Raw genomic sequence first — 21,595 nt, 5'->3', positions numbered from 1 at the left:
ACGCAGGTTCTACTTCCCCAGCTCCCCCGCCACCTTCGACGCCAGCTCCACCGTGCGGGCGAGGACGCTGCGGATGCGGCCGTCCTCGAGGGCCAGGATGCCTGCGATGGTGCAGCCTGCGGGCGTGGTCACATCGTCCTTCAGGGCCGCAGGATGTTTGCCGGTGGCCAGCACCATTTCCGCGGCGCCCAGGGTCATCTGCGCCGCCAGTTCGACCGCCACGGTCCGGGGCAGGCCCCGCATCACGCCGCCATCCGCCAGGGCCTCGATGATGATGTACATGAAGGCCGGGCCGCTGGCGCTGAGTCCCGTGACCGTGTCCATGTGCTTTTCTTCCAGTTCCAGGAAACGGCCGAGCGGCGAAAAGATTTCTTTGGCCAGCGCCACGTGGGCGTCCCCGGCGTGGCTGCCTTTGGCCACGACCGTCATGCCCTTGCCGATGGAACAGGGCGTGTTGGGCATGGCCCGCAGCACCGGGCAGCCGCCGCCGCTCGCTTCTTCCAGAAAAGCCGTGCTGACGCCCGCAGCGATCGAGATGAGCAGCGGCTTGTGGGCCAGGGCGCCCTTTGCATGGAGTTCCTGCAGGATCTTGGGGATGTCCTTGGGCTTCACGCAGAGGATCACGATCTCGGCCCAGGCGGCGACCTTGGAATTGTCTGTTAAACAGGTCACACCCTGGGCTTGGCTGAACGATTCGGCCGTCGCGGCGCGGCGCGTGGTGGCGCGGAGCTGCGCGGGCTTCACTTTGCCGGATTTCAAAAGGCCGCCCACGATGGTTTTGCCCATGGTTCCAGAGCCGAGCAGCGCGATCTTTTTTTGGTTCAGCATGGGAGGGCCTCTGCCTCCAGATGACCACGGCGGGCCGCTGCGCGTCTAGGCGCCGCCATTCCAGGCCCGCCTTGCGGGTCCGGATCCTGGATTCCAGAAACACCCGCTTCGCCACCGCCCGGGGACAAGGCGAATGTGTGGATTCGGTCACAATGGCGCTGCGAAGGCCAATGCACGCGCCGGCTCGGAAAAAAACGGATTCCTCGCGCCATCAAAGGTGTCATCACACCGATCTGCCCGAGCCAGGTTTGGCGAGCCCCGGCAAACATCTCCAAGCCCTTTTCCAAGGTGCAGGCGGAAGCGGTTTTTCCGCCGCCGGACCTCCTTTTCACATGTGGTTGGCCCGTGCAGGAGAGGAATCATCACTCCGATTCAAACTCTACGCACGGGCGCGCCAGGCCTAGATCTTCACCGCGCCGGGCGCCATGAGCGGGTTCCGCTGATCTACCGCGGGTCAGTTGACTGAAGTCACAGCGGTGGCGGGAACCTACGTGCCAGCATCCGGAATCGAGTCGTGCAATGCCGTCATCACTCACCGTCCCGATAGGAGGTTAGGCATGCGAAAGCGATCCCTGGTCATGTGGACCGCGCCGCTTGTGCGGATCGCGGGCGGAGGCGAGCCATGAAGCGATGCATTCATGTGGCCCTGCTTGCCACCCTGGTTTCCGCCGCGGGCTGGTCCCAGGACGTGAACGTGTACAGCACCACCATGGCCCAGCTCTGGAAGCAGGAGACTCCGGGCTTCGACAAGTACACCTACACCCCGGTGACCCAGTACCTCGGCATCGACGCCACCAAGCTGGGGACGGACGCCCTGTCGCTCCACATCTACGGCTGGGGCATGACCGATCTGGCCGACCAGTCCTCGCCCAACGGCAAATCCGGCGGATACCTCACCTCCGGATACCTCCAGTACCGCTTCTCCCAGGCCAACGCCGAGATCAAGGCCGGACGCTTCATGGTCAGCCAGGGCGGGGGCATGGAACATGTCGACGGCGTCAGCGCGCGCGCGGACCTGCGCGGCGGCTTCGCCATCTCGGCCTTCGGCGGACGGCCCGTCCGCTTCGCGAGCTTCCTGGATCCCGATGCGAAACAGGACTACGACTTCCAGCACGACGTGATCTTCGGCACGCGCCTCTCCTTGAGGATCCCGAAGGCCGGTGAGATCGGCCTCTCCTACCTCCAGGACGGCTCCACCGCCGCCAAGGACCTGCCGATCCCGTCCCCCGTGGACTACTCCCGGAAACAACTGGGCATCGATTTCAAGCTGTCGCCCCATTCAGCCGTCGACTTCAGCGGACGCACCCTCTTCGACCTCGCCTCGCACACGGACACGCCCGCGACCCTGGCCGAGAAACCCTCCAAGATCGCGGAACACGATTACACCCTGTCGGTGAAAGTCGCCGATTCGGTCTCCGTGGCCGGCACCTTCACCGAGCGGAACTTCTACGCCTATTTCGCGGGCAGCAACCTCAAGTCGCTGTTCCGCCAGGACGAAAAGGACAAATTCCGTTCGTTCGGAGGCAGCGTGGCCTGGGGCTCCCCTTCCTCCATCGAAGTGGTCGCCGACTTCCGCAACACCCACCGCGAGTCCTACGGGGACGCCAACCGCTTCGGCGCCGACGTCCGCTGGAACGTCAGCAAATGGAAGCTCCTGTCCGGGTTCGGATACCACCGCGTGGACGCCGACGACGCGCCCTTGACCGGCACCCACGTCCCCACCTACGGCCTGTCCCACCAGGAACTGCGCGCCTGGGCCATGTATCAGAAGGGCCTGCTGTCGGCCAGCCTGGACGGCATTTTCTACAGCTTCAGCGACAAGACCAATCCGAATCTGGGCGGAAAAGGCTCCATCTACCAGGTGGTGGGTTCGGTCGGCTACCAGACCACCACCAACCTGAAGATCTCGGGGGACATCAGCTACGGCGACGATGCCCTCTTCAAGAAACAGGTCATGGGCCTGCTCCGGGTGGAATACCGATTCGCCTCAGCCGGCAAGGGAGGCCGTAAATGATCCGGAAAACGCTTCTCCTCTGCGTGGCCATCCTGGGATTCGGAATCCTGACGGCCTGCGCCCTGCTATCGCCCCAGACGAGCTTCGCCCCCACCCATCCCGAGGGCGTGGAGGCCAGCGTAAGGCCCCTGTGCTCGGACTGCCACGGGACCGAAGCCATGAAGGGCGGCCTCAAGAATTACAACGCCTTCGATCACACTCCGACCTTCGTGAAGAACCACCGCTTCCAGGCGAACCAGGATTCGGCGACCTGCGCCTCCTGCCACGCCCCGTCCTTCTGCGCCGATTGCCACGGCGGGAAGGTCTCGATGTCGGCCTCCGTCAAGCTGGGCGACCGGCCCGACCGGGTGCTGGCGCACCGGGGAACTACCTGATCCTGCACCGGATGGACGGAAAGATGGATCCGGGCAGTTGCTACAAGTGCCATGGCCGGTCCAACAACGACAAATGCGCGACTTGCCATAAGTAGGGATCTGTTTATGCGCCAAAGGGGAACACGATGAGCAGAGCCAGACAAGTGATCAACACCCTCGTTGCTTCGGCCTTCGCCCTGCTGTTGCTGGGGTGCGGCGGCAGCAGCACCAACGCCCCCCGCTTCAACACCGCCACCGGCCAGCATCCCGCCAACTGGCTCCAGAACCATTGGGCCGAATACGCGAAGAGCCCCGCCCAATGCGCGACCTGCCATGGTTCCGTGTCGGATCCGGCGGCTGCGGGCGGCATCTCCAAGGTCAGTTGTTTCACCTGCCACACCAAAGGGCCGGGCCACCCCGCCGGATGGGCGACGGGGCTCCAGCACGGAAGGCTGGGAGCCCAGTCCGCGCCCGGCGAGAAGAGCGGCTTCGCCTACTGCTTCAAATGCCATGGCAACAACATCAGCGCAGGCCTGACAGCGACCTCGTGCCTCGCCTGCCACACCGCGTCTCCGCACCCAGGCAAACCCTGGTCGGGCGCCGACCCCGCCAAGAGCGTCCACTACGCCACGGATGCGGGGAACGCGCCGGAGTGCGCCAAGTGCCACACGAACGGGGCCAACTCCACCGTCAAACCCACGACGCCGGCTCCCGCTGGAACGGCGCCCGGCTGCTTCAACAATACGCTATGCCACAGCAAGAGCATCTAGAGGGGAGGTGCCCGATTCCATCCATCCGCCTGATCGTCATCCGTTTCGAAATCCGTAGCACAACCAAAGGGAGAGTGCCGTATGCAAACTAGACTTCTGAAAAGGCTCAGCGGGGTGATCGCCATCGCCGCATTCGCCTTCATGCTCGTCGCCTGTAAAGGCGATGCCGGGCAGAATGGCGCCACGGGCCCGGCCGGCCCGGCCGGCTCCGACGGCTCCGGCGGCCCCACCGGTCCCACGGGCCCCACGGGTCCCGCTGGCAGCACCACCATCGATGTCACCCAGTTGACTCCCGATGAATGGGCCTCGTTGGACCCCAAAGGCGCGGTCACCAGCGTCACGGTCTCCGGCCGTCCGGTGGTCAATTTCTATCTGACCGACTCCAAGGGCACCGGCCTGAAGGGATTCGGCAATATGACCTCCAAGTCGTCCACAGCGACCTTGAACAGTTATCCCAACCTGGCGTTTGCTCTCGCCAAGCTGATCCCCGAAGACCTGACCACCACCAGCAAGGCGCCCAGCAAGTGGGTCAGCTACATCGTGACCTCCGTACCGACCACCACCGCCGCCGCGGCTCCCACCAGGCCCAGCACCGACAACACCGGCACCCTGGTCGACAATGGCGACGGCACCTACAGGTACACCTTCTACCGCGACATCACCCAGATGAAGGCCTTCCTCGATGCCTACACCTACACCGGCCTGAATCTCAGGGCTGACCTGGGCGACACGACCTATGAACCGAACCTGACCCACCGCATGGTGGTCCAGTTCTCGGGCAACGCGCGCGGCACCGGCAGCAACACGTCCAATGGCGTCACCGTCGCCACCGCCGTGCCCCTGAAAAAACCCATCAACCTCATCTATGATTTCATCCCGGCCACCGGCCGGGCTGTAACCTCCGCCGACGCCCAGCGCGAAGTGGTGGCCATCCAGAACTGCAATGAATGCCATGGACAGTTGGCCTTCCACGGCGGCGGCCGGGTCGATACCCGGTACTGCGTGGTCTGCCACAACGACCAGCGCAAGTATGGATTCAAGGAAGCCGCCGTGACCGCGACCGGCTACGATCCTGCCGATGTCGCAGCTCCTGCGGTCGGCAGCGGCAATCCCACGCTGGGCCAGCGGAAGATCGGCAACGCGGCCATTGGCGATTTCCCGAGGATGGTCCACAAGATCCACCAGGGCATGGAATTGACCAAGACGGGCTACAACTACGCCAACGTCCTGTTCAACGACATCGGCTATTCCATGCTCGGCGGCGGCCAGAAGATGTGCAGCAAGTGCCACGACAACGCCGCCCAGAGCGCCAACTGGAACACCAAGCCCAGCATCATCGCCTGCGGTTCCTGCCATGACCGGGTCAACTTCGAGACCGGCGAGAACCACGGTGTCGATGTGGGCGGCCCCAAGACCGACTACACCTGCGCCGTGTGCCACGAAGCAGCGGACATCAAGACCTACCACATGACCGAAAACCTGACGCCCCACAATCCGACCGTCGCGGCCGGGCTGAAGAACTTCACCTACGAGATCAGCTCCGCAGTGGCCAGCCCCACCAACGTGGTCGTGAAATTCAGGATCAAGGCGGACGGCACAGCCGTGACCTTCGTGGCTCCCGCGGCCTCCATGGCCAATCCATTGGCTGGCTTCACCGGCGGCCCGAGCTTCCTGCTCGCCTATGCCCAGCCCCAGGACGGCGTCGCCACGCCGGCCGACTACAACAACATCGGCAGCGGCAGTTCCAATTTCCAGCCCATCAGCGTCTCCATCGCGAACCTGCTGGACACCACCAAGACCACCTCGGTCGGCACCCTGGCCGGCCCTGACTCCAGCGGCTACTACACCGCCACCATCGTCGGCGCGGCCAAGATCTTCCCCGCCGGAGCCACGCTGCGCTCGGTTTCCCTGCAGGGCTACTTCACCCAGATCAGCCCGGCCGCGGCCCGTCACACCGTCTCGGTGGTCAAGGCCGTCACGGGCGACACCGTCCGCCGCACCGTCATCGATTCGGCCAAGTGCGCGAACTGCCACGAATGGTTCGAGGGCCATGGCGGCAACCGTGTCTACCAGGTCCAGGTGTGCGTCACGTGCCACGTTCCCGGCCTGACCACCAGCGGCCGCGGCATCTCGGACACGGAGCTCGAAACCTACCGCGCCGCCGGCCTCTTCACCGCCAAGGACATCACCAACCTGGCCGCCTGGGGCATCACCATTCCGAATCCCGTCCCGGTTGGATCGAACTTCGCGTTGAATTTCCCGCAGACCACGAACAACTTCAAGGACATGATCCACGGCATCCACGCTGGCAAGGACCGCACCAGCCCGATCGCGATCGTCCGCAATCGGACCCCCGGCGCCATCGCCATCATCAACGGCGGCAATATCGGCTTCCCGGGCATCCTGAACAATTGCCAGAGCTGCCATACCTACAACGGCTTCAGCGGCACGCCGGCGAACGTCCTCGCTTCCCGCGAGAACGCCGACAACGGCACTGCGACCACCGTTGGCGCCAAGGCCTCCCTGGCCACCCTGAATGCCACGGACAAGATGATCACGCCGTTCACCGCGGCCTGCGTCACCTGCCATGACAGCGCCCCCGCCCAGGCTCATATGACCCTGAACGGCGGCCAGATCAAGGTGAACCGCAGCGCCCTGAACTCGGCCGGCGAGTCCTGCGCCGTCTGCCATGGCGCTGGCGCGGAGTTCGATCCCGCCAAGGTCCACATGTAACGTCTAACAGGGAATCCGGGATTCCACCCGGCCCCTTCCAGAATGAGCAACCCGGATGCGCCACCGCATCCGGGTTGTTTCGTATAGAGTGCAGATTCATCCAACCTTTCCCCGGAGCCGCTCCATGACTTTTCCTTCCCTCCGCCTGCTTCTGGCCACGGCCCTCCTCGCCACTGCATGCTTCAGCCTGGACGCCCAGGCCAAGCCGAAATCCGCCCCGGCGGCCACCCGCGAACCCGCCCCGGCCCACCGTGCCAAGGCCACAGCCAAAGCAGCTCTGGTGGACATCAACCGCGCCACCAAGGAGGAACTGAAGTCTCTCCCGGGCATCCAGGATCCACAGGCCGACCGGATCATCGCCGGGCGTCCCTACCTTTCCAAGGCCCGCCTGGTCACCCGTAAAATCCTGAACATCGAACAGTACAACGCCATCAAGAAGCGCATCATCGCCAGGCAATAGCCCGCGATTCCCAGTTACCGGAAAGGCTCCACGCGGCTCGGACCGCCCTGGGCGCAGCTCACCCGCGCATGAAACCAGGATCCATCTTGTAGGAGCTCATGAGTTTCAGGCGACCGATGCCTGGGATGGAGTGTGGATTTCGTCACATCGCCATGCTCTTTTGCCCCATGGATCTGGGGTCGACGTGTCGTTCCGGCGGCCCCGAAATCCCTGGCCGGGTACTCCACAGTGGCTGACAGCCGGCATCCACAGGACGGGGGCCACGGGCCCTCCCAGGCCCGCGGCGCAAGGGGCGTCATGGCCGGACCAGCCAGCAACAGGGTTTCCGCATGGGCCGGCTTGTGGTCTCATCAACAGTTGATCAATGTCACAGCATTATCCCGGGCAATTGGGCAATACTCCGGTGTCTGAACATGCAATGCCGTCATCACTCAGCGTCCCGATAGGAGGTTAGGCATGCGAAAGCGATCCCTGGTCATGTGGACCGCGCCGCTTGTGCGGATCGCGGGCGGAGGCGAGCCATGAAGCGATGCATTCATGTGGCCCTGCTTGCCACCCTGGTTTCCGCCGCGGGCTGGTCCCAGGACGTGAACGTGTACAGCACCACCATGGCCCAGCTCTGGAAGCAGGAGACTCCGGGTTTCGACAAGTACACCTACACCCCGGTGACCCAGTACCTCGGCATCGACGCCACCAAGCTGGGAACCGACGCCCTGTCGCTCCACATCTACGGCTGGGGCATGACCGATCTGGCCGACCAGTCCTCGCCCAACGGCAAATCCGGCGGGTACCTCACCTCCGGGTACCTCCAGTACCGCTTCTCCCAGGCCAACGCCGAGATCAAGGCCGGACGCTTCATGGTCAGCCAGGGCGGGGGCATGGAGCATGTGGACGGCGTCAGCGCGCGCGCGGACCTGCGCGGCGGCTTCGCCATCTCGGCTTTCGGCGGACGGCCCGTCCGCTTCGCGAGCTTCCTGGATCCCGATGCGAAACAGGACTACGACTTCCAGCACGACGTGATCTTCGGCACGCGCCTCTCCTTGAGGATCCCGAAGGCCGGCGAGATCGGCCTCTCCTACCTCCAGGACGGCTCCACCGCCGCCAAGGACCTGCCGATCCCATCCCCCGTGGACTACTCCCGGAAACAACTGGGCATCGATTTCAAGCTGTCGCCCCATTCAGCCGTCGACTTCAGCGGACGCACCCTCTTCGACCTCGCCTCGCACGCGGACACGCCCGCGACCCTGGCCGAGAAACCCTCCAAGATCGCGGAACACGATTACACCCTGTCGGTGAAAGTCGCCGATTCGGTCTCCGTGGCCGGCACCTTCACCGAGCGGAACTTCTACGCCTATTTCGCGGGCAGCAACCTCAAGTCGCTGTTCCGCCAGGACGAAAAGGACAAATTCCGTTCGTTCGGAGGCAGCGTGGCCTGGGGCTCCCCTTCCTCCATCGAAGTGGTCGCCGACTTCCGCAACACCCACCGCGAGTCCTACGGGGACGCCAACCGCTTCGGCGCCGACGTCCGCTGGAACGTCAGCAAATGGAAACTCCTGTCCGGGTTCGGATACCACCGCGTGGACGCCGACGACGCGCCCTTGACCGGCACCCACGTCCCCACCTACGGCCTGTCCCACCAGGAACTGCGCGCCTGGGCCATGTATCAGAAGGGCCTGCTGTCGGCCAGCCTGGACGGCATCTTCTACAGCTTCAACGACAAGACCAATCCGAATCTGGGCGGAAAAGGCTCCATCTACCAGGTGGTGGGTTCGGTCGGCTACCAGACCACCGCCAACCTGAAGATCTCGGGGGACATCAGCTACGGCGACGATGCCCTCTTCAAGAAACAGGTCATGGGCCTGCTCCGGGTGGAATACCGATTCGCCTCAGCCGGCAAGGGAGGCCGTAAATGATCCGGAAAACGCTTCTCCTCTGCGTGGCCATCCTGGGATTCGGAATCCTGACGGCCTGCGCCCTGCTGTCGCCCCAGACGAGCTTCGCCCCCACCCATCCCGAGGGCGTGGAGGCCAGCGTAAGGCCCCTGTGCTCGGACTGCCACGGGACCGAAGCCATGAAGGGCGGCCTCAAGAATTACAACTCCTTCGATCACACTCCGACCTTCGTGAAGAACCACCGCTTCCAGGCGAACCAGGATTCGGCGACCTGCGCCTCCTGCCACGCCCCGTCTTTCTGCGCCGATTGCCACGGCGGGAAGGTCTCGATGTCGGCCTCCGTCAAGCTGGGCGACCGGCCCGACCGGGTGCTGGCGCACCGGGGGAACTACCTGATCCTGCACCGGATGGACGGAAAGATGGATCCGGGCAGTTGCTACAAGTGCCATGGCCGGTCCAACAACGACAAATGCGCGACTTGCCATAAGTAGGGATCTGTTTATGCGCCAAAGGGGAACACGATGAGCAGAGCCAGACAAGTGATCAACACCCTCGTTGCTTCGGCCTTCGCCCTGCTGTTGCTGGGGTGCGGCGGCAGCAGCACCAACGCCCCCCGCTTCAACACCGCCACCGGCCAGCATCCCGCCAACTGGCTCCAGAACCATTGGGCCGAATACATCACCAATCCCGCCCAATGCGCCACTTGCCACGGCTCGTCCACAGACAAGGCCTCCGCGGGCGGCATTTCCGGCGTCAGTTGCTTCACCTGCCACGCGAACGGTCCCAGCCACCAGCCTGGCTGGGGGGACGGCGCCAAGCATGGCCGCCTGGGCGCCCAGCTCGCACCCTCCGCCACCGCCGGCTTCGCGTATTGCGCCAAGTGCCACGGATCCAACTATGACAACCCCACCGGCACCGCGCCTTCCTGCAAAGCCTGCCACACCAAGGCTCCCCACCCGGACAAGCCCTGGGTAGGGAACTCCGAAGCCCTGGCCAACCACGTGTTCACTTACGCGGGAAATGCGCCGGAGTGCGTCAAGTGCCACGCCAACGGCGCCAATTCCGCGCTCAAGCCGACCACTCCCGCGCCCGCGGGCACGGCGCCCGGCTGCTTCAACAACACCATGTGCCACGGCACAAGCATCCACTGACGGGCATGCGCCTTTCGCCCATCCCGAGGAGGTGTCCAAGTTGCTGATCCCGCTCGCTTTTCCATCGATTCAAACGCCGCACTTCAACCCAATCCGCAGTAACACCCAAAACAGGAGGATGTAGCATGCAACTGAAACCACTGAAAAGAATGGGTGGCGCGCTTGCAACCGCTATCGTCGCCCTCGCGCTCATCGGTTGCCGGGGCGCCACCGGCCAGAACGGCGTGAACGGGACCAACGGCACCAACGGCAGCAACGGCAACAACGGAAGCCCAGGGGCCACCTACACCCTCGACGCCACGAAAATGACGCCCGACGAGTGGGGCCAGTTGGAATTCAAGGGCAGCATCACCGGCGCGACCATGGGGACGGCCTCCACCGTCAGCTTCAAGGTGACGGATGCGAAGGGCACGCCCATCAAAGGGCTGGGCTTCACCTCCCAGGCGTCCAGCGCGAAATACCCCAGCTTCCCGAGCCTCGGCTTCACCGTCGCCAAGCTGGTGCCCGGCGCCAACGGCAGTCCCAGCAAGTGGGTGGACTACATCGTCCTGACCGCGCCGAAGACCACCGATACCGCGCCCATCCCAAGGCTCGCCAGCTATGAAAACTATGGGACCCTGCAGGACAATGGCGACGGCTCCTACCGCTACACCTTCCGGTGGGATCTCACGCAGGTCCAGTCCATGCTGGACGGCTTGAGCTATGCCGCGCCCAAATCCAGGGCCGACCTGGGAGATGTCAGCTACCAGCCGAACCTCACCCACCGCGTGGGCATTTTCATCGGCGGCAACGCCCCGGGGACCAGCACCGTCACGCCTGACGGATCCAACTCCGGCATTCCCGCCGTCCATGTGAAGACCGCGATCAACCTGGTCTATGACTTCATCCCCGCCACCGGCGCCGCCATCGGCGCCACCGACGAGCGCCGGGACATGGTGTCCATGGACGCCTGTAACAAGTGCCACACGAAGCTGGCCTTCCACGGCGCCAACCGCGTCGATCCCAGGTTCTGCGTGATCTGCCACACGGACCAGCTCAAATACGGGTACGCCGAAGCCACCACCACGGGCACCGGGTACTCGGGCTCCACGAACAAGATCCAGGGCTTCGCCGCCGCCAATTTCCCGAACATGATCCACCGCTTCCACATGGGCGAGGAACTCAAGAAGGACGGCTACAACATCTTCAACGTGCTGCCCAACGAGATCACCTATCCCCAGGACCACCGGAACTGCGTCAAGTGCCATTCCGCTTCCTCGTCGACCCCCCAGGGCGACAATTGGTTCAACAAGCCCAGCCGCATGGCCTGCGGCGCCTGCCACGACCAGGTCGACTGGCAGACCGGCAATGGCCATGGAATCCAGAACGAAGGCGGCCCGCAGCTGAGCGACCTGCAGTGCGTCGAGTGCCATGACGCTGCGTCCATCAAGACCTTCCACCTGCCCGTTCTGACTCCGGACCCCGGAAACGTCTGGAATGTCGCCGGGGGCAACAACAACACCAACGCATCCTACGTGGCGGCCTTCACCAACAACCTGCCCCCCGGCGCCAGCAAGGTGGCCTGGGATCTGAAGAGCCTCACCTTCAACGGCACCAAGCCCGTCGTCACCTTCCGCTTCCTCAAGGACGGCGCGCCGGTGGTGTTCAACACCTATCCCGCCAAGTCCGAGTTGATGGACAACTTCGTGGGCGGCCCCAGCATTTATGTGGTGTTCACCGTGCCTTACGACGGCATCGACTATCCTGCCGACTGGAACGCCAGCATCAGCACCTACCTGAAGAACATCTGGCGGGGCGACGGCAAGGACATGGCCGGTGCGAATCTTGCCGCAGGGGCCAAAGGCACGCTCACAGGTCCCGATGGAAGCGGCTACTACGCCTTGACCTTCACCGAAGCGGTCATCCCGCCCACCGCGGGCATGATCACGGCAGGCATCGGCTACACCTATGGCCTGAAAACCACCCAACCTCTGACCCAGACCAATGTTCCCGGCTACCCGTATATTCCATATACCGGCGCATTAGGCACCGGCCAGGGCGGCCTCAGCGTCCCCGCCCCCAATGTGACCAAGATGGCCAGCGGCACCATTCCTGCGGGCTTCAATGCCACGCAGGTCACGACTCCCCGCCGCGCGATCGTCACCAGCCAGAAGTGCAATGACTGCCACGGCGCGCTTGGCGTCTTCACCGCCAAGACCTACCACGCCGGCCAGCGCAACGATGCCATGACCTGCGAATTCTGCCATAACGGGCAGCGCGTCAACAGCGGCTGGGGCGTGAACACCAAGGACTTCGTCCATGCCCTGCACGGCGCAGGCAAGCGCGTGAACAAATTCTCCTGGGAATCCTCCGCGGGCCTCAAGTTCTGGACCATCACCTATCCGGCGATCCTGAACAACTGCGAAGCCTGCCACGTGCCCGGGTCCTATGACTTCGGCCTTTCCGCCAACGTGACCGAGGTGCCCAACCTCAACTGGACCACCGTGGCCACCGGCACGATCCCGAACCCTGTGCCCGTGGTCCTCACCGGCAACGAACCCATTCCGGGAACCTACTATTCGCCCTTTGTCACCGCCGGCGCCGTCTACGGCAGCGGGTTCTCCTTCAGCGGCAACACCGGCACCAGCACGCCCGCGGCCAACACCACGCTGGTGAGCTCGCCCTACGTCGCGGCCTGCTCCAATTGCCACGACTCGACCATGGCCCTCAACCACATGAAGGCGAACGGCGGGTCATTCTATGTGCCCCGCAGCAGCGTGCAGAATCCGCCCGCCGCCGGCGGCAAGCTGATCAACAGCGAGCAGTGCTTCCTCTGCCACTCTTCCGGCAAGATCGCGGACGTGGCCAAGGTCCACATGACCTTCAAGTAGCGGAACCACCGTGCCCAGCCTGCCTGGCCCGGGCATGACCTGAATCAACGGCTTGATGGCCCGGATGCGATCCAGCATCCGGGCTTTTTCCTGCCCCTGCCAGAACCCCGCGGATATCGGGGGCCGGCCGTTTCCGTGGCCTGGAACGCCGCTGTTAACCTTGGGCCATCGAACTATGGAGCCCTGCATGCCCCTCAAGCTGACCCTTGCTGCCGCACTCATCCTTGGCATTCCCGCCTTGGGCTGGGCGGCTCAGGCAAAACCAACGGCCCCAGGAAAGACATCCGCGGCCGGCAAGTCCGCGGTGGACCCCTTGATCGCGGCCCAATCCAAGGCCAGGTCCAAGGCCCTGAAAGCTGAAAAGGCCAAAACGCCGAAAGTGGCCCCAGTGGACATCAACCATGCCTCCAAGGACGAATTGAAGACCGTTCCCGGCATCACCGATGCCTATGCGGACAAGATCATCGCCGGGCGTCCCTACAAGAGCAAAGCCCATCTGGTCACCCACGACATCATCACCGCGGGGCTCTACGACAGCATCAAGAAGCGCATCTACGCCAGGCAGAACCTTCCGAAGCGCTAAACCACCGGCGTCTCCATGCCGAAGGCGCCCCATTCCTCCTTGGCGGGGCCGTAGGTGCCGGGCACCTTCAGGCCGGCCTGGCGCATGAGCACGGTCATCTGGCCGCGGTGGTGGCTCTGGTGCGTCACCAGCACGAAGAGCCCGAGCGCCCCGGTCCAGGTCATGCCGTAGAAGGGGTAGTCCATGGCCAGGGCCATGTCATTGAGCTTCGCCACTTCGGCCTGGACCGACCCGGAGACCGCCGCGTAGGTGTCCCGGATCTCCTTCATGGTGGCGGGCGGATGGGTCTTGAAGGGTTCGCCCGCGAATCCCTCGATTTTCAGGCCCATGTTGCCGGGCATCTCCACGCAGGTCTCCACCAGGTGCCACGCGATGCGCCGCAGATCCCGGTGCTCGGGCGCGACGGCCTGGTGCGAAGCGGCATCGGGAATCGCCTCCAACACGTGCAGGGTGTGCTCCACTTCATGCGCCCAAATGGTCTTGAAATCGGCGAGGTGGCGGAACATGGGACCTCCAGATAGGTTGATCCCAAGATACCCGATGAGGGAAGTCCGGGTCAGGTGAAGGCGAAGATGCCACCCCGTACCAATTCCACGCAGGACGAAGTGGACTTCAGCGCGGCCGCATAGACCGGGTGGAGGGACCGGCGCCCAGCCAGCGTGTCCAGTTCCGTAAGCAGCGGAAGCAGGTGAAGATCGACCAAACTCAGCAGGGTGGACACGACCTTGGGCACCTCATCTTCGGTGGCGTTTCCCAAGCGCTGGAGCCCCATGGCCAAGGCTTCCAGTTCGGTGGCTAGATGGTCGGGGCCCAGGCCCTCAGGTGGGCAGAATCCGAAGACCTCGTAGTGCCGGTCCAGGTCATGGAGAAGAGCTGGATCCCGCAACAAACCTGTGCGGTGGACCGAAGCTTCCAGATGCAAAACCGGATGCTCCCGGCTCACCAGGAAATGATCGGCATAGGCCACCGCGAGATCCGGTGTTTCTGAAGCCAACAAGCATTCCAGATCCGACTTCAGGGAAGCCGAAACCCAGAAGGCTTGCGTGGCGGCCTCCAGGGCCGCCTTCGGAAAGGCCCCTGGCCTGGCGTAAACCGCTGCCAGGGCCTGGAGCAGCTCGGGCAGGTGGAAGCTCATCGGAACCCCGTGGCCTGACCCGCGAACACGAAGACATAACGCAGCATGTAGCCGCCGAACAGCACCAGCCCACCGGCGGTGAGAGCCCAGCGGGGCTGGATATGGAAAGTTCCCTTCCCGAGGATCACGGGCTTGAATTCATACAGTTCGATGGCCAAGGGCAGCAGCAAGCCGACCCCCATGAAGAACATCCAGAACACGATCGTGAAAGGTCCGCCAAGCACCTGCGCCAGAGCATGTTTCACCGCCAGGCTGCTGAGCTCGCCGTGGATGAGATAGGGCAGGACGATGAACAGTTCCAACACGATCAGCGTGATGTCCATGGAATAGAGGAAACGCATCTCCTTCAGTTCCACGGGCTCCTGGTCCAGGAGCCGGGCCACCACCAGGGCCGCGGTGCCGGAGCTGAGGGCGCTGAAGAGGAACATCTGCGCCACCAGGTTGGTGTTCCAGAACGGCCGCGCCTGCACGGCGCCCAACAGCACGCCGGTGTAGATGCCCACGCCCACCGCGATGGGGAAGCCGAGCATCGCCAGATTCCGCCGCCAGGCAGAGGCATCCAGATCCAGCCACCCGCGCACTCGGACCGGAATCCGCGTACGGATTTTTTCAGGGATGCGCGCGAGCAGCGACTGCCGTTCGCTCTGCTCCAGCCAGGACCAAAGGTAGGCCAGGCTCAGGAACGTGAAGGCCACCAGCAGCCAGCTGCCGATGGACATGGGGCTGCGCCACCGGAAATGGAAAAAGATCTTCCAGAACCGGAAGGGCTGCCCCAAGTCCAGCACCAGCAGGGCCGAGCCGAGGCTCACGGGCCAGGGCGCCAAGACCGCGCCCCACCGGGCGATGCGAGGATAGGCAGAATGGCCGTCCTCCTGGATCCAGGTGGCCAGCGCCGAGGCGAAATAGAGCCCTGCGGAAAGGCCGCCCAGAAAGAGGTAATTGACGATGAGGAATTCCCAGACCGGTTCGCGCATGTCGTGTCCTAGAAAAGCTAAAGCAGGTAGTAGAGCTGGGGGCCGTTGCCGGTCTGGGGATTCTTCACTTCGTAGCGGCGGGTGGCCAGGAGCTGGTGCAGCTGGCTCTTGGGATCGTTCAGATCGCCGAACACGCGCACCTTGCTGGGGCAGGTCTCCACGCAGGCCGGCACCTCGCCGCGATCCACGCGATGCGAACAGAAGGTGCACTTGCCCACGGTGTGGGTCTCTGGATTGTGGTAACGCGCGTCGTAGGGGCAGGCGATGATGCAGTACTTGCAGCCGATGCAGTCGTCTTCCTTCACAAGCACGATGCCGTCCTCCCGCTGCCAGCTGGCGCCGGTGGGGCAGACCCGGACACAGCTCGGATCCGCGCAGTGATGGCACTGCTCAGGATCGAAGCTCATGCGCAGGCGGGGATATTCGCCTGAAGCCTCTTCGCCGATCCAGTTGCGGAAAACACCCAGCGGCACCTGGTTTTCGGCCTTGCACGCGACCACGCAGGCCTTGCAGTTGATGCATTTTTTCGCATCGATGACCATCGCGAAGCGTCGAATGGACTGAGCGGTTTTCAGGGTTTTTGTTGCCATGGCAGACTCCATCAGACCTCATGGGCGGGTCGCCCGACCAAGAGGTGGGGGGTCCGGGGGGGACGTAGTGAGCGAAGCGAGCAGGCGGTCCCCCCCGGATACATATCAAACCTTCACGACTTTGACGAAGGTCTCGTGCATGGCGGCGTTCCCGCTCACCTTGTCCCAGGCGGTCTCCAGCAGCACCGAATCGGCGGCGCCGACGTTGTGCACGCGCTTCAGCCAGGGGGACTTCTTGCCGAAGCCGTGGAGCATGAACACGCAGTCGGGCCGGATTTCCTGCGTCACCCGGGCCTTGATGCGCACCTGGCCGACGGAACTGGATACGTCCAGCAGATCACCGCTGCGGATGTTCAACTTTGCGGCTGGCTCCGGGTGGATCCACAGATCATTTTCAGGATTGTGCTCGTGCAGCCAGGGGAGGTTCGTCAACGTGGCGTGGGTGATGGTGGCCTTCCGTCCAAGCACCAGGCGGAACCGCCCGCCGCTGGGCTGGACGGGCGTGGTGTAGACCGGAAGCGGATCCTGGCCCGCTTCCTTCAACCGCTCCGAAAAGATCTCGATCTTGCCGCTCTTGGTCAGGAAGCGGTGGACCGGGTTGAGCGTGGCGCCATATTTGGGTTGGGACACAGCCACGACGCCGCGCTGCTTCATGTGCGCCAGGCCGTTCTGCACCGGCAATTCCTTGGCTTCGGCCTCCACCCATTGTTCGATGGTGTAGTCGAAATAGTCCGACAGCCCCAGCCGCTTGGCCAACCCCTGCGCGATCTCCAGGCAGGGCTTGGTGTCGTGGATGGGCTTGACCACCTGCTGCCGGTAGACCGCCGCGGGCCAGATGCCGGGCATCACCTCGATGGGATCCGTGCGCTCCAGATAATGGCTTTCCGGGAACACCACGTCCGCGTACCAGGCGGTGTCGCTCATGGCGATATCGATGACGCCGACGAACTCCATCTGGTCGAGCATCTTCATCGTCTTGCCCTGGTCCGGCAGGGCGTGGAGGGGATCCTGCTTGTAGATCATCCAGCCTTTGACTGGATAGGGCTGGCCCTTCAGCACGTTCTCGCGGAGCGGGAGATAGACGCCATCTTTGGCGCTGGCGAGCGGGAAGGCCTTTTCCACTTCGTCCACCCGCGAAGCTTTGGGATCGTCCCAGGGCAGCACGAGGAATTCGCCCTTGGCGATCTTTTGGTTCGGCACCATGCCGCCCTGGCGGTCCCAATTCCCGACGATGGCGTTGAGCAGCGCCTGGGCCCGGCGCATCTGGAAATCATTCTGGTACCAGCTGGAGCGCCGGCCCGCGTAGAACACCGCGCGCGGGGCTGCGTCGGAGAAGGCCCGCGCGATGCGGGCGATGTCCTGGGCGGGGATCTCGGTCTCGCCTTCGGCCCACTCGGGCGTGTAGGGTTTCACGTGTTCGGCGAGCTGCTCGAAGCCCACCGTCACTGACTCCACGAAGGCCTTGTCGTAGCGGTTTTCAGTGATGATCACGTTCATCATGGCCAGGATGAAGGCCATGTCGGTGCCGGGCTTGATGGGATACCACTCGTCGGCCTTGGAGGCGGTGACGGTGAAGCGCGGGTCCAGGTAGATGAGCTTGGCCTTGCGCTCCATGGTCCCGCCGATGAGATCCATGGTGTCCGGCGTGATGATGCTTTCGAAGCGGTTGGCCCCGGACATGATCACGTAGTCGGCGTTGAGCAGATCGAAGCTCGGCACCGTGCCGAAAGTCATGGAGTAGGCGAGGTTCACCGAGGCCAGACAAAGGCTGGGATGGCGCATGACGTTGGGACTGCCGAAGGCCTGGCCCAGGTTCTTGAAGAAGATTTCCTGGAACCCCTCGGTGCTGGACCAGAGCGTGCCTTCAGGTCCGTGCTTCGCCTTGATGTCGCTGAGCTTTTTCGCTGTGTAATCGAAGGCCTCGTCCCAGCTAGCCGGGCGCCATTTCCCTTCGCCCCGGGCGCCCACGCGGATGAGCGGCTGCTTGAGCCGGTCCGGATCGTAGACCTGCTGCACCGCCGCGTTACCGCGGGCACAGAGCATTCCACGGGACTTCGGATTTTCCGGATTCGGATTCAGTTTGGTGATGTGCCCGTCCTTCACCACGGCCAGGACCGAGCACTTGTTCGGGCACAGCTCGCAGGTGGTGGCGATGCCATCCAGGAACGTGGGCCCGGCCGCCACCGGCCTGCGGAAATTGCAGGCCAGCGGCGGGAGGATCATCGATCCCGCGCCGATGATTTCCATGAAAGTGCGTCGTTCCATGATCCTCTCCTGAGACTGGAAGGCAGGGCCGGGCCCGGTCCCCTAGAACTTCACTTCGAGCGCCAGATAGGTGTTCTTGATTCCGGCCGGGAAGGCGTACTGCATCATCGGATTCTTCGACAGATCGAAGTTCTCCAAGGCCATGGGCGCGATGTGCCAGCCGCTGAACGCGGTGCTGTACTTGTAGTCGATGTAGCCTGCGCGCAGGGCGACGTTCTTCGCGAAGCTCCAGTGGATATAGGCCTCCCACACATCGCCGCGAGTGCCGAGCTTCTCCGTGGCTTCTCCCGTGGCTGGGCTGTAGGTGAACCATTTGGGTGAGCCGTGGTTGAACTCCAGGCCGATACCGAGGTCGGGAGTCGGATCGTAGCGGACGCCAACGTAGTAGGCCGTGGCGCTCTGGCTGTTGACGGGATCGCCCAGCAAACCGCCGAAGCCCGTCAACTGGTAGTTTGCGCCGCCGAAGGGTGTGGGCATGTTCCAGTAGGCGCCGTACTGGGAGACCTTGCCGTTGGGGTTGCTCTTGATGTAGCCGAAGCTGCCGAAATAGGTGAAGGTATCGCCGATCCGGTGCTTCCAGGTGGCGGTCCACTGATCCATGTCGCCCAGGTTATTGGTGGCGGTCACGTACTGGGATGACGGCATGCCACCCATTCCCGCGCTGGCCGGAACCGGGAAGTTGTTGAGGCTGCCGTAAGGGATGTCGGTCATGTTCCCGAAGCGGTTGAAGCCCACGTAGACATTGGCCGAATGCACGGTGCCGAAGGCTTCGAACAGCAGCGGCATGTCGAACATGACGCCCAGCACGGTGCTGTCCTTCAGCGGGCCGATGGTGTTCACCTGCAGGGCGGGCTGCGGGTATTGCGCCGGGGTCAGGGCCGTGCCGGCATTCGGGGCCGGGAAGAAATTGAATCCCACCACCGCCGCGCTGCTCTTGATGTTGCCACCGCCGCCGAAGCCGCTCTCGTAGCCGATCCCGTAGCAGAGGCCCAGGAGCGTGTTTTCCGGCATCCCCAGCTTGTCCAGATGGAATTTCCAGCCGATGCCATCCACCATCGCGTTCACGGCCAAAGCCTGCGGAGTGGCTTGGCGCTCGCCGCCCTCGCGGACCTCGAAGGGCGGACCGTCCGATGTGTTCTGGCGGCCGATGGAGAGCACGCCCACCGACGGCCAGTCATAGACGAAACTGGCGCGCTCCACGTGCAGGATGTCGTTGGTGGGCACCTTGCCGCTGTTGAAGGAATTGGCGACAGTGTTCGGCGAGCCGTTGAAAGTCGGAACGTCCGCACCGCCGTGGACCTTGTACATGGTCAGCCGGCCCATGATCTTGGCGTGCTCGCTGATGTTGATGCCCATGCGCAGGCGCAGCCGGGTGGACCACTGCACGGAGTTGTTGTAGTCCTGCGCCGGCACGGGCATCGCCACGGGCGAAGGCACGTAGAACGTGCTCCCGCCTGGGCCGGGCATGGCCTGGGGCGCGAAACCCATGAACTGCTGGTAGGGCTTGAAGTTCCATTCCTGGCTATCGAAGCGCGTGCGGAGATCGCCGCCCCAGGCGATGTTGTCCTGGGCCACCTTGGTCTCGACCTTGGTCAGGGTCTTCTCCTGATCCTTGGCCTTTTCCTCCAGAAGCTCCACCTGCTTTTTGAGCTCCTGGATCTGTTTTTTGATGTCGTCCTGATCGGAGGTCTGGGCCCCCAGGGCCAGCGGGCCGAGGCCAGCCAGCAACAGAGCGGTGATACGCGTGATTCGCATGGGTGCTCCTTTGAAAAGAGTGGAAGGGCTGAAAAGGCAGGGCCGCGCCCGTGGCCACATGCGCGGCGGCTTGCCCTGGCAGGGTTCAGGCTAGGGATTGAACGACTCGTTCAGCCACCGCAGGTTTCAGGCTGGGGGGAATCCGAGGCGTGGTTCACCAGGAAGGTCTTGATGTCCAGGAGCTGTTCCGGCGTGCCGAATTTGGGCGTGAGGGGAACGCCCGGCTTGCCGTGCTTGCCGGCTTCGAAGAACTTCTTCCACTGGGCCTGGGTCTTGGCCAGCGGGGTCAGTTCCATCGCCGATCCGCCCTTCACATGGCAGGCCTTGCAGCTCTTCTTGAAGTAGTACTTGCCTTTCGTGTCGCTGCCCTTGGCCTGGGCCATCAAGGGGAGGGCCGCGGCCAGCGCGAGGACTGGGAACAGGTAGCGGACGGGGATTCTCATGGATTTTCCTTTCATGGAACGCGGTGGAGGGTGGGTGGATCGAAAATGAAAACCACCGCACGACCAAGTTCCTCCTTATTGGTTTTTTATTCAGTGATATTAGTCATATATCTATATAACGTTTAATGAATATTTAATCTCCCGAGGCTCGACATTCCGGGGGCCCCGCGCGCCCCTCGCTTCCAGCATCTGCGGTCTGTTCCGCGGGTGGTCCACACAAGAGACCAGAATCGGCCAAGGGCCTCCACCAGCCGATCCACGGCCGCTCCGTTGTGTCCTAGGTCACCAGATCGCCTTTGCGCAGCCGTCCAGAAGTAAGCCTTTCGTCCCCAAAGGCATTGACTCAACCGATCCGGAATATTACTCTTTGGTTGTGAGGGAAGCATGAAGCACGGGCTCAGCGATGCCATGATCGAGCAAGTCACCAGCCTTTTCGGAGCCCTGGGCGACCAGTCCCGGCTGCGCATCCTGCGCGCCCTTCTGGATGCGAAAGGGCCCCAAAGCCAGGGGGCGGTCGCCGAGGCGACTGGACTCTCCCAGGCCAACGCGAGCAAACACCTGGCCTGCCTGGTCCGGGTGGGGCTGGTGGACCGGGAGCCGGAAGGGAACACGGTCTTCTTCAGCCCGATCCTGCCGCTGGTCTCCAATATCTGCGACCTGGTCTGCGGGCATGTGAGCGACCGGGTCAAGAAAAACTACCGCGCCCTCCGCTAGACAGGCTTGCCTGGCCGGATCGGCGGGCGTGAAAAATTTCGCTTGATACTTTCCTTTTTGATTAT

General features: G+C 63.5%; 18 protein-coding genes and 1 pseudogene. 11 read left to right on the top strand and 8 right to left on the bottom strand.

Translation table 11 applies throughout. The features are described 5' to 3' along the window. Nucleotides 1–9: 9 nt before the first annotated feature. Complete coding sequence (gene proC / locus IPQ13_12120; protein ID MBL0211637.1) at nt 10–828, bottom strand: pyrroline-5-carboxylate reductase; 819 nt, start codon at nt 826–828, stop codon at nt 10–12. A 622-nt stretch (nt 829–1,450) separates the two neighbouring features. Between proC and IPQ13_12115 the strand changes: the two genes are divergently transcribed. From IPQ13_12115 to IPQ13_12070, 10 genes and pseudogenes are all read left to right on the top strand, one after another. Further along, entirely contained in the window at nt 1,451–2,842 is a 1,392-nt protein-coding gene (locus IPQ13_12115; protein MBL0211636.1) for a hypothetical protein, read from the top strand. After that, nucleotides 2,839–3,311, top strand: a pseudogene (locus IPQ13_12110) (cytochrome C). The gene IPQ13_12115 and the pseudogene IPQ13_12110 overlap by 4 nt, the downstream one beginning before the upstream one ends. Before the next feature lie 30 nt (nt 3,312–3,341). Beyond that, nucleotides 3,342–3,965 (top strand): hypothetical protein, encoded by a 624-nt coding sequence (locus IPQ13_12105; GenBank protein ID MBL0211635.1) that lies wholly within the window; start codon nt 3,342–3,344, stop codon nt 3,963–3,965. Nucleotides 3,966–4,046: 81 nt separating this feature from the next. Next, a complete protein-coding gene (locus IPQ13_12100) occupies nt 4,047–6,698 on the top strand; it encodes an OmcA/MtrC family decaheme c-type cytochrome (protein ID MBL0211634.1) in 2,652 nt (883 codons plus the stop codon). Between the two features lie 124 nt (nt 6,699–6,822). After that, nucleotides 6,823–7,158, top strand: coding sequence for a helix-hairpin-helix domain-containing protein (locus IPQ13_12095; GenBank protein ID MBL0211633.1), 336 nt, complete (start codon nt 6,823–6,825; stop codon nt 7,156–7,158). Between the two features lie 521 nt (nt 7,159–7,679). Then, the gene (locus IPQ13_12090; GenBank protein ID MBL0211632.1) at nt 7,680–9,071 is read left to right on the top strand and encodes a hypothetical protein; all 1,392 of its coding nucleotides are present in this window, start codon (nt 7,680–7,682) and stop codon (nt 9,069–9,071) included. Further along, complete coding sequence (locus tag IPQ13_12085) at nt 9,068–9,541, top strand: cytochrome C (GenBank protein ID MBL0211631.1); 474 nt, start codon at nt 9,068–9,070, stop codon at nt 9,539–9,541. Before IPQ13_12090 ends, IPQ13_12085 begins: the two co-directional genes overlap by 4 nt. A 30-nt stretch (nt 9,542–9,571) precedes the next feature. Beyond that, nucleotides 9,572–10,201, top strand: coding sequence for a hypothetical protein (locus IPQ13_12080; GenBank protein MBL0211630.1), 630 nt, complete (start codon nt 9,572–9,574; stop codon nt 10,199–10,201). 125 nt (nt 10,202–10,326) lie between these two features. Beyond that, a complete protein-coding gene (locus tag IPQ13_12075; protein ID MBL0211629.1) occupies nt 10,327–13,071 on the top strand; it encodes an OmcA/MtrC family decaheme c-type cytochrome in 2,745 nt (914 codons plus the stop codon). Between the two features lie 187 nt (nt 13,072–13,258). Further along, complete coding sequence (locus tag IPQ13_12070) at nt 13,259–13,654, top strand: helix-hairpin-helix domain-containing protein (protein MBL0211628.1); 396 nt, start codon at nt 13,259–13,261, stop codon at nt 13,652–13,654. Here the strand turns inward: IPQ13_12070 and IPQ13_12065 are convergent. From IPQ13_12065 to IPQ13_12035, 7 genes are all read right to left on the bottom strand, one after another. Next, complete coding sequence (locus IPQ13_12065) at nt 13,651–14,160, bottom strand: DinB family protein (GenBank protein MBL0211627.1); 510 nt, start codon at nt 14,158–14,160, stop codon at nt 13,651–13,653. The two genes, IPQ13_12070 and IPQ13_12065, sit on opposite strands and share 4 nt — an antisense overlap. Nucleotides 14,161–14,210: 50 nt before the next feature. Continuing rightward, nucleotides 14,211–14,789, bottom strand: coding sequence for a molecular chaperone TorD family protein (locus IPQ13_12060; GenBank protein ID MBL0211626.1), 579 nt, complete (start codon nt 14,787–14,789; stop codon nt 14,211–14,213). Further along, complete coding sequence (gene nrfD, locus IPQ13_12055) at nt 14,786–15,763, bottom strand: polysulfide reductase NrfD (protein ID MBL0211625.1); 978 nt, start codon at nt 15,761–15,763, stop codon at nt 14,786–14,788. Before nrfD ends, IPQ13_12060 begins: the two co-directional genes overlap by 4 nt. Nucleotides 15,764–15,780: 17 nt before the next feature. Then, nucleotides 15,781–16,353, bottom strand: a complete 573-nt coding sequence (locus tag IPQ13_12050) for a 4Fe-4S dicluster domain-containing protein (protein ID MBL0211624.1) — start codon at nt 16,351–16,353, stop codon at nt 15,781–15,783. A gap of 105 nt (nt 16,354–16,458) precedes the next feature. Further along, the gene (locus IPQ13_12045) at nt 16,459–18,618 is read right to left on the bottom strand and encodes a molybdopterin-dependent oxidoreductase (GenBank protein ID MBL0211623.1); all 2,160 of its coding nucleotides are present in this window, start codon (nt 18,616–18,618) and stop codon (nt 16,459–16,461) included. A gap of 42 nt (nt 18,619–18,660) precedes the next feature. Beyond that, nucleotides 18,661–20,373 (bottom strand): DUF3373 family protein, encoded by a 1,713-nt coding sequence (locus IPQ13_12040; protein MBL0211622.1) that lies wholly within the window; start codon nt 20,371–20,373, stop codon nt 18,661–18,663. Between the two features lie 110 nt (nt 20,374–20,483). Then, nucleotides 20,484–20,816, bottom strand: a complete 333-nt coding sequence (locus IPQ13_12035; GenBank protein MBL0211621.1) for a cytochrome c — start codon at nt 20,814–20,816, stop codon at nt 20,484–20,486. 384 nt (nt 20,817–21,200) lie between these two features. On the opposite strand from IPQ13_12035, the gene IPQ13_12030 reads away from it, so the two are divergent. After that, complete coding sequence (locus tag IPQ13_12030; GenBank protein ID MBL0211620.1) at nt 21,201–21,530, top strand: winged helix-turn-helix transcriptional regulator; 330 nt, start codon at nt 21,201–21,203, stop codon at nt 21,528–21,530. Nucleotides 21,531–21,595 lie beyond the last annotated feature (65 nt).

The organism is Holophagaceae bacterium (genome assembly GCA_016720465.1).
GTDB lineage: Bacteria > Acidobacteriota > Holophagae > Holophagales > Holophagaceae > JANXPB01.
This window is presented reverse-complemented; position numbering and strand designations above follow the sequence as displayed.

Excerpts from the sequence above, each read along its gene's own strand:
- proC (MBL0211637.1), bottom strand. The coding sequence starts at position 828 with ATGCTGAACCAAAAAAAGATCGCGCTGCTCGGCTCTGGAACCATGGGC.
- IPQ13_12115 (MBL0211636.1), top strand. The coding sequence starts at position 1,451 with ATGAAGCGATGCATTCATGTGGCCCTGCTTGCCACCCTGGTTTCCGCC.
- IPQ13_12105 (MBL0211635.1), top strand. The coding sequence starts at position 3,342 with ATGAGCAGAGCCAGACAAGTGATCAACACCCTCGTTGCTTCGGCCTTC.
- IPQ13_12100 (MBL0211634.1), top strand. The coding sequence starts at position 4,047 with ATGCAAACTAGACTTCTGAAAAGGCTCAGCGGGGTGATCGCCATCGCC.
- IPQ13_12095 (MBL0211633.1), top strand. The coding sequence starts at position 6,823 with ATGACTTTTCCTTCCCTCCGCCTGCTTCTGGCCACGGCCCTCCTCGCC.
- IPQ13_12090 (MBL0211632.1), top strand. The coding sequence starts at position 7,680 with ATGAAGCGATGCATTCATGTGGCCCTGCTTGCCACCCTGGTTTCCGCC.
- IPQ13_12085 (MBL0211631.1), top strand. The coding sequence starts at position 9,068 with ATGATCCGGAAAACGCTTCTCCTCTGCGTGGCCATCCTGGGATTCGGA.
- IPQ13_12080 (MBL0211630.1), top strand. The coding sequence starts at position 9,572 with ATGAGCAGAGCCAGACAAGTGATCAACACCCTCGTTGCTTCGGCCTTC.
- IPQ13_12075 (MBL0211629.1), top strand. The coding sequence starts at position 10,327 with ATGCAACTGAAACCACTGAAAAGAATGGGTGGCGCGCTTGCAACCGCT.
- IPQ13_12070 (MBL0211628.1), top strand. The coding sequence starts at position 13,259 with ATGCCCCTCAAGCTGACCCTTGCTGCCGCACTCATCCTTGGCATTCCC.
- IPQ13_12065 (MBL0211627.1), bottom strand. The coding sequence starts at position 14,160 with ATGTTCCGCCACCTCGCCGATTTCAAGACCATTTGGGCGCATGAAGTG.
- IPQ13_12060 (MBL0211626.1), bottom strand. The coding sequence starts at position 14,789 with ATGAGCTTCCACCTGCCCGAGCTGCTCCAGGCCCTGGCAGCGGTTTAC.
- nrfD (MBL0211625.1), bottom strand. The coding sequence starts at position 15,763 with ATGCGCGAACCGGTCTGGGAATTCCTCATCGTCAATTACCTCTTTCTG.
- IPQ13_12050 (MBL0211624.1), bottom strand. The coding sequence starts at position 16,353 with ATGGCAACAAAAACCCTGAAAACCGCTCAGTCCATTCGACGCTTCGCG.
- IPQ13_12045 (MBL0211623.1), bottom strand. The coding sequence starts at position 18,618 with ATGGAACGACGCACTTTCATGGAAATCATCGGCGCGGGATCGATGATC.
- IPQ13_12040 (MBL0211622.1), bottom strand. The coding sequence starts at position 20,373 with ATGCGAATCACGCGTATCACCGCTCTGTTGCTGGCTGGCCTCGGCCCG.
- IPQ13_12035 (MBL0211621.1), bottom strand. The coding sequence starts at position 20,816 with ATGAGAATCCCCGTCCGCTACCTGTTCCCAGTCCTCGCGCTGGCCGCG.
- IPQ13_12030 (MBL0211620.1), top strand. The coding sequence starts at position 21,201 with ATGAAGCACGGGCTCAGCGATGCCATGATCGAGCAAGTCACCAGCCTT.